3 protein-coding genes are annotated in these 7,891 nt (G+C 43.1%); 1 reads left to right on the forward strand and 2 read right to left on the reverse strand.

Features of this window, described 5'->3' with window-relative positions:
* Positions 1–37 precede the first annotated feature (37 nt).
* Together rpoC and rpoB are read right to left on the reverse strand one after the other, a co-directional pair.
* Complete coding sequence (gene rpoC / locus A3O17_RS06025; RefSeq protein WP_057826622.1) at positions 38–3,706, reverse strand: DNA-directed RNA polymerase subunit beta'; 3,669 nt, start codon at positions 3,704–3,706, stop codon at positions 38–40.
* Positions 3,707–3,756: 50 nt separating this feature from the next.
* Positions 3,757–7,365 carry a DNA-directed RNA polymerase subunit beta gene (rpoB, locus tag A3O17_RS06030; protein WP_086427370.1) on the reverse strand — a complete coding sequence of 1,203 codons (3,609 nt, stop codon included), beginning with the start codon at positions 7,363–7,365 and terminating at the stop codon, positions 3,757–3,759.
* A gap of 297 nt (positions 7,366–7,662) precedes the next feature.
* Here rpoB and A3O17_RS06035 point away from each other — a divergent pair.
* A partial coding sequence (locus A3O17_RS06035) for a TMEM175 family protein (protein ID WP_155728925.1) occupies positions 7,663–7,891 on the forward strand: 229 nt, incomplete at its 3' end.

Here is a 7,891-nt window from a genome sequence, read left to right on the forward strand (position 1 = left end):
ATTGAATACTTATGTCACAGCCTCTTTAAATTATTCATTATTTTTGGTCTGGCAACTTTGTACTTTCTTCAACCCCAATTTGCTTAGCAACATCTGAAATTGAGTAGACATTGTCGGTTGCAAGTCCAGTTTCTTCAGGCTGAATATCGTGGTACTTCTTCATTCCAGTACCAGCTGGAATTGTCTTCCCAATAATAACATTTTCTTTCAAACCGATTAATGGGTCGTTCTTGCCGCGAATTGCTGCGTCCGTCAATACCCGAGTTGTTTCTTGGAATGATGCGGCTGATAAGAAACTGTTTGTTTCCAAAGCTGCCTTCGTGATTCCAAGAAGAACTGGCCGTGATGTTGCAGGAATTCCACCCTTTACAAGGGTTTCAACGTTGCGATCCATGAATTCGCTTGTATCCATTAATGTTCCTGGAAGCATTGATGTGTCACCAGGATCCATGATGCGAACTTTTTGAAGCATTTGCCGGGTCATGATTTCAACGTGCTTATCTGAAATGTCTACCCCTTGCATCCGGTAAACCTTTTGGATTTCGTGTAAGATGTAGTTTTCAGTTGATAAGACGTCGCGAACCTTGATCAATTCCTTTGGATCGATTGAACCAACTGTTAACGGATCACCACGGTGGACTGAGTCGCCTTCCTTAACCTTCAATACTGAAGTGAATGGCAAGTCATATGTCCGAGTATCAGTTTCACCCGCAACCGTAACAACCTTTGTTCTTTCAGCTGGGTTTTCTTCAACCGTATCAACAACCCCAGTAACTTCACTGATGATTGCGCGTCCTTTAGGATTCCGTGCTTCAAACAATTCTTGAACACGAGGAAGCCCTTGAGTAATATCACCGTCGCCAGCAACCCCACCTTGGTGGAAGTTCCGCATTGTCAATTGCGTACCTGGTTCACCGATTGATTGAGCAGCAACCGTTCCGACTGCTTCCCCAACTTCAACCTCATCACCAGTTGCCAAGTTCCGGCCGTAGCAGCGAACACATACCCCGTGACGAGTGTTGCATGTAAATGCTGACCGGATCGTTACCTTTTCAACACCTGCATCAACGACCTTTTGAGCCATTTCTTCATCAACCAATGTGTTTGCTGGAACAATTACTTCACCAGTTTCAGGGTTCTTGACCGTCTTCATTGTGTACCGGCCTAAGATCCGGTCGTACAATGGTTCGATCATTTCGTTACCTTCCTTGATAGCGTAAACGTCTAATCCACGGTCAGTGCCACAATCTTCTTCACGAACAATGACATCTTGGGCAACGTCAACCAAACGCCGGGTCAAGTATCCTGAGTTCGCAGTCTTCAAAGCCGTATCTGTCATTCCTTTACGAGCACCGTGTGAAGAAATGAACATTTCCAAAACAGAAAGCCCTTCACGGAAGTTTGAGATAACTGGCAATTCCATGGTCTTACCGTTTGGAGCAGCCATCAAACCACGCATCCCTGATAACTGCGTAAAGTTTGAAATGTTACCACGCGCACCTGAATCACTCATCATTTGGATTGGGTTAGATGGATCCATGTTTTCAACCAACTTCATTTGGATGTCATCCTTAGCCTTGTTCCAAATTGCAATGACCCGGTTATAACGTTCATCTTCAGTGATCAAACCACGCCGGAATTGTTTCTTAACAACTTCAACGTTCTTCCGTGCTTCAGCAATAATTTCTGGCTTTTCTTTCAAAACAGTAACGTCAGCAATCCCAACCGTCAATCCGGACTTCGTTGATTCGAAGTAACCAAGATCCTTCATCCGGTCAAGCAATTCTGAAGCTGCGGTTACTTTGTATTCCTTGTAAACTTGGGCAATGATATCTGATAAGAAGCCTGACTTGAACGGTCCGATCAAGTCTTGTTTCTTCAAGAATTCGTGAATATCTTCACCTGGTTCCAAGAAATACTTGTCTGGAATATGACCTTGTAAGTTTTCTTGGGTTGGTTCATTCAAATATACAAAGTCATCTGGCAAGATTTCGTTAAAGATTGCCTTTCCGACAGTCGTTACCAAAATCCGTTCCTTTTGCCAGTCAGTAAATGGCTTACCCTTTGCAGCTAATGATGATGTTTGCAAACCAATCCGCGTATGCAAGTGAACATAGTTGTTTTGGTATGCTGTCCGTGCTTCGTTAACATCCTTAAAGATCATGCCTTCGCCTTCACGATCTTTTTCTTCAAGGGTAATGTAGTAGTTCCCGATAGTCATATCCTGTGATGGTGAGATGATCGGCTTTCCATCCTTTGGTGCCAAAATGTGGTGAGCAGCAAGCATCAGCAACCGTGCTTCAGCTTGAGCTTCATCAGATAATGGAACGTGGATCGCCATCTGGTCCCCATCAAAGTCGGCGTTATAAGCTTCACATGCTAATGGGTGTAACCGCATTGCTTTTCCGTCAACCAAAACTGGTTCGAAAGCTTGAATCCCTAAACGGTGAAGTGTAGGGGCCCGGTTAAGTAATACTGGGTGACCCTTGATAACGTCATCTAAGACATCCCAAATATCTTCATCGCGGCGGTCAATCTTCCGCTTAGCGTTCTTGATATTTGATGCCATATCACGTTTAACAAGTTCACGCATCATAAATGGTTTGAACAATTCCAAAGCCATTTCGTGCGGAATACCCATTTGAGTCAACTTCAATTTTGGCCCAACATCAATAACTGAACGACCAGAATAGTCAACCCGTTTCCCAAGTAAGTTCTGACGGAACCGACCTTGCTTACCTTTCAACATGTGTGAAAGGGACTTCAACGGACGGTTTCCTGGTCCGGTAACTGGACGGCCACGCCGACCATTATCGATCAAGGCATCAACGGCTTCTTGTAACATCCGCTTTTCGTTTTGAACGATGATTCCAGGGGCATTTAAGTCCAATAACCGCTTTAACCGGTTGTTCCGGTTGATAACCCGGCGATATAAATCGTTCAAGTCAGACGTTGCAAACCGGCCACCTTCAAGTTGAACCATTGGCCGTAAATCAGGTGGGATAACCGGAATTGCATCCATGACCATCCATTCAGGTTCATTTCCTGAGTCAAGGAATGCTTCCAAGATATCCAACCGCCGAACAGCGCGGGTCCGCTTTTGGCCAGTTGCGTCACGCAATTCTTCCTTTAATTCGTCGCATTCTTTTTGAAGATCAACATCCCGTAATAAGGTCCGGATAGCTTCAGCACCCATTCCGGCCTTAAATGCGTCTTTTCCGTATTCGTCTACTTTTTCACGGTATTCTGCTTCAGTCAAAAGTTGCTTCTTTTCAAGTGGGGTTTCACCTGGATCAGTAACAACATATGATGCAAAGTAGATGATTTCTTCCAAAGCACGTGGGCTCATATCTAAGACTAAGCCCATCCGACTTGGAATTCCTTTGAAGTACCAAATGTGAGTTACAGGAGCAGCTAATTCGATGTGACCCATCCGTTCACGACGAACCTTTGCTTGTGTAACTTCAACGCCACAACGGTCGCAAACGACGCCTTTGTAACGAATCCGTTTGTACTTTCCGCAGGCACATTCCCAGTCTTTTGTAGGTCCGAAAATCCGTTCATCAAAAAGACCGTCTTTTTCAGGCTTCAATGTACGATAGTTGATTGTTTCCGGCTTCTTAACTTCACCATATGACCAGCTCCGAATCTTGTCTGATGAAGCTAATCCAATTTGCATACTATCGAATTTATTGACATCGATCAAAGGACCGACCTCCCTTTCATTTTTTTCTTTCAGTTTTTACTAACAAATAATTACTTATTATCGTCTTTCCGTTCGTCAGGATTCCGATCTTCTTCCTGCTTCATTACGTCTTGAGCTTGTTTGTTTTCTTCTTTTTCTTTAAGCTTTGCAACTGCATCAACATTAATTACGCTGTCGTCATCGTCATCAATGTCACGCAATTCAATTTCGTTCTTATCTGCATCAAGAACCTTCATATCAAGGCCTAAAGCTTGAAGTTCCTTAACAAGAACCCGGAATGATTCTGGAACACCTGGTTGTGGGATCGGTTCACCCTTAACGATTGCTTCATATGTCTTAACACGTCCAACAACGTCGTCTGACTTGTATGTTAAGATTTCTTGCAATGTATAAGCAGCACCGTAAGCTTCCAAGGCCCAAACTTCCATTTCACCGAAACGCTGGCCCCCAAATTGAGCTTTCCCACCAAGTGGTTGTTGAGTAACTAATGAGTAAGGTCCGATTGAACGTGAGTGGATCTTATCGTCAACCATGTGTGCCAGTTTCATGTAGTACATGACCCCAACAGCAATCCGGTTGTCGAATGGTTCACCCGTCCGGCCATCATAAAGAATACTCTTTCCATCGCCTGGTAAACCGGCTTCCTTAAAGGCATCCCAAATATCTTCATCACGCGCACCATCGAAAACAGGAGTTGCAACGTGAATTCCTAACTTCCGTGCAGCCATTCCCAAGTGCAAGTCAAGAACCTGTCCAATGTTCATCCGTGAAGGCACACCCATTGGTGACAACATAATGTCAATTGGAGTTCCATCAGGCATGAATGGCATATCTTCTTCTGGAATAACAACTGAAACCGTCCCTTTATTACCGTGACGACCAGCCATCTTATCCCCAACTTGTAATTTCCGCTTTTGAGCAATGAATACCCGAACCATTTGGTTAACTCCAGGTGCTAATTCATCGCCGGCTTCACGGGTGTAAACCTTAACTTCACGAACGATTCCGCCACCGCCGTGAGGAACCCGAAGTGAGGTGTCCCGAACTTCACGTGCTTTTTCACCAAAGATTGCGTGCAATAACCGTTCTTCGGCTGATAATTCAGTAACTCCCTTTGGCGTTACCTTACCAACCAAGATATCACCATCATGAACTTCGGCACCGACCCGAACGATTCCGAATTCATCCAAATCTTTCAAAGCGTCTTCGCCGACGTTTGGAATTTCACGGGTGATTTCTTCCGGTCCAAGTTTCGTATCCCGCGCTTCTGATTCATGAGCTTCAATGTGAATTGAAGTATAAACATCTTCCTTAACTAACCGTTCGTTGATGGCAATCGCATCTTCGAAGTTGTAACCGTCCCATGTCATGAAGGCAATCAATGGGTTTTGACCTAAGGCTAATTCACCTTGTTCCATTGCAGGACCGTCAGCCAATACTTCGTCAGCCTTAACGTGTTCGCCAACACGGACGATTGGTGTTTGGTTGTAGTTCTTTCCACTATTTGAACGGTGGAACTTCATCAACTTATAAGTATCAAGCGTTCCGTCTTCACGCCGAACGCGAACTTCACAAGCATCAACGTATTCAACAACCCCATCATGTTCACAAATCAAAGCGTCACCTGAGTCATGAGCAGCCTTGTATTCGATCCCGGTTCCAACTAATGGAGCATGTGGTTGAATCAGCGGTACAGCTTGCCGTTGCATGTTGGCCCCCATCAAGGCACGGTTTGAGTCATCGTTTTCCAAGAATGGAATACATGCTGTCGCAACCGCAACAACTTGCTTAGGTGAAACATCCATGTAGTCAACCTTATCGATTGAAACTTCAATGTTGTCATCTTTGTGCCGTGCCATAACAACGTCATCTACAAATGAACCATCGTCATTTAATGGTGAGTTAGCTTGCGCAACAACGTAGTTATCTTCTTCATCGGCAGCTAAATAATCGATCTTATCTGTAACCTTGTGTGTTTCCCATGAAACGCGCCGGTATGGTGTTTCAATAAAGCCATACTTATTGACCCGTGCATATGATGAAAGGTTGTTGATCAACCCGATGTTTGGTCCTTCAGGGGTTTCAATTGGGCACATCCGGCCATAGTGAGTATAGTGAACGTCACGAACTTCATATCCAGCACGGTCACGTGTCAAACCACCAGGTCCTAAAGCTGATAACCGCCGCTTGTGTTCCAAACTACCTAATGGGTTTGTTTGGTCCATGAATTGTGAAAGTTGTGAACTACCAAAGAATTCCTTAATCGAAGCAACAACTGGCCGAATGTTGATCAATTGTTGCGGCGTAACGGTTGATGTATCTTGGATTGACATCCGTTCACGAACAACCCGTTCCATCCGTGCAAGTCCAATCCGGAATTGATTTTGAAGCAATTCACCAACTGAACGAATCCGCCGGTTACCCAAGTGGTCAATATCGTCAGTTGAACCAAAGCCTTCTTGTAAGTTAAAGAAGTAGTTCATTGAAGCGATAATATCTGCTGGGGTAATGTGCTTGTACTTCAAGTCGATGTTGCCATTTCCAATCATGTTAATAACCTTTTCAGGGTCATTAGCTGAGTAGACCTTGATTACTTGAAGGGTCATTGGATCTTGAACGACCCCTTCTTCTGAAGGTTGGTATGTAACCGTCTTAAAGTCTTCCCGGTCTAAGTATGGAGCAAGTTTGTCCATAACCTTCTTATCAATTACGTCGCCTTTATTAACAATAATTTCACCTGTATCAGGATCAGCCAATGTTTCAGCAACCGTTGTATTCAACAACCGTGTCTTTAAGCTCAACTTCTTGTTGATCTTGTAACGGCCAACCGGTGCCAAGTCATAACGTTTTGGATCAAAGAAACGAGCTGTCAACAAGCTTCTTGAAGAATCAGCCGTCTTTGGTTCACCTGGACGTAACCGCTCGTAAATATCCTTTAATGATTCTTCGACCCGTGAATCTTCAGTGTTCTTGTGAACATCCTTTTCAAGGGTCAGCATTAATGAATCAGTTTCACCCATCATTTCGATGATTTCTGAATCTGATCCATATCCCAAAGCCCGAATCAATTCAGTCATTGGGATCTTCCGGGTCCGGTCGATCCGGACATATGCAACATTCTTTGAGTCGGTTTCATATTCTAACCAAGCACCCCGGTTAGGAATAACCGTTGTTCCATAAATGTTGCGGCCGTTCTTATCTAATTCTGAAGAGTAATATACCCCTGGTGAACGGACAAGTTGTGAAACAATAACCCGTTCTGCCCCATTAATAATGAAAGTTCCTTGTTTTGTCATTAACGGGAAGTCGCCAAAGAAGACGTCTTGGGATTTAATTTCACCGGTTTCATGGTTTGTTAACCGTAAAGTAACGTGTAATGGTGCAGAATAGTTTGCATCATGTTCACGCGCTTCATCAACGGTATACTTTGGTTCTAATAATTGGTAATCGACAAATTCCAAAGATAATGTACCGGCAAAGTCATCGATTGGCATAATATCTTCAAACATTTCCCGAAGGCCTTCATCTAAGAACCAGTTGTAGGAATCTGTTTGAATCTCGATCAAGTTTGGTAAATCAAGCACTTCTTTGATTCGAGAATAACTTCTGCGTACACGATGCTTACCGTATTTTACTAAGTGTCCTGCCAAGTTGTTCACCTCTCCAAAAATTTTGTAAATCGTTAATATTACAATTTGTTTACAAATCCAAAAATAATGCACTTTTTCTGTTTTTTTGGCAAAAAAAAACCAAAAACAGATTCGTTGAAAACTTCAAACTACACTATTTTTGTTTCACCTACCAGTATGGACAATATATCACACTGGACTTTCGATCTACAATTATACTTTAATAGTATACTAACATTTCACCTGCTCGTCAACCTTTATCCCTTTAAAAATCAGCTATTTGCGTTATATAATAAACAATATTATTTAAGTTTGGGAGAGAACAACATGGAAAAAAAGACAATCGATCAAGCGAAAGTCCACTCATACATCGATCATCTTCAAAATCAAACGCACGAAAAGATGATGGAACATCTTAAAGCCTTTAATGATGGGGTATTTGCAATCATCATTACAATTCTTGCATTAGAAATTCCAGCCCCGCATTCGCAGGCTGCATATCCTGCATTTATCAAGTCGATTTCGATCTTTTTGATCAGCTTTTTTTCTACCAAGA

The organism is Ligilactobacillus aviarius (assembly GCF_001654615.1).
GTDB lineage: Bacteria > Bacillota > Bacilli > Lactobacillales > Lactobacillaceae > Ligilactobacillus > Ligilactobacillus aviarius_B.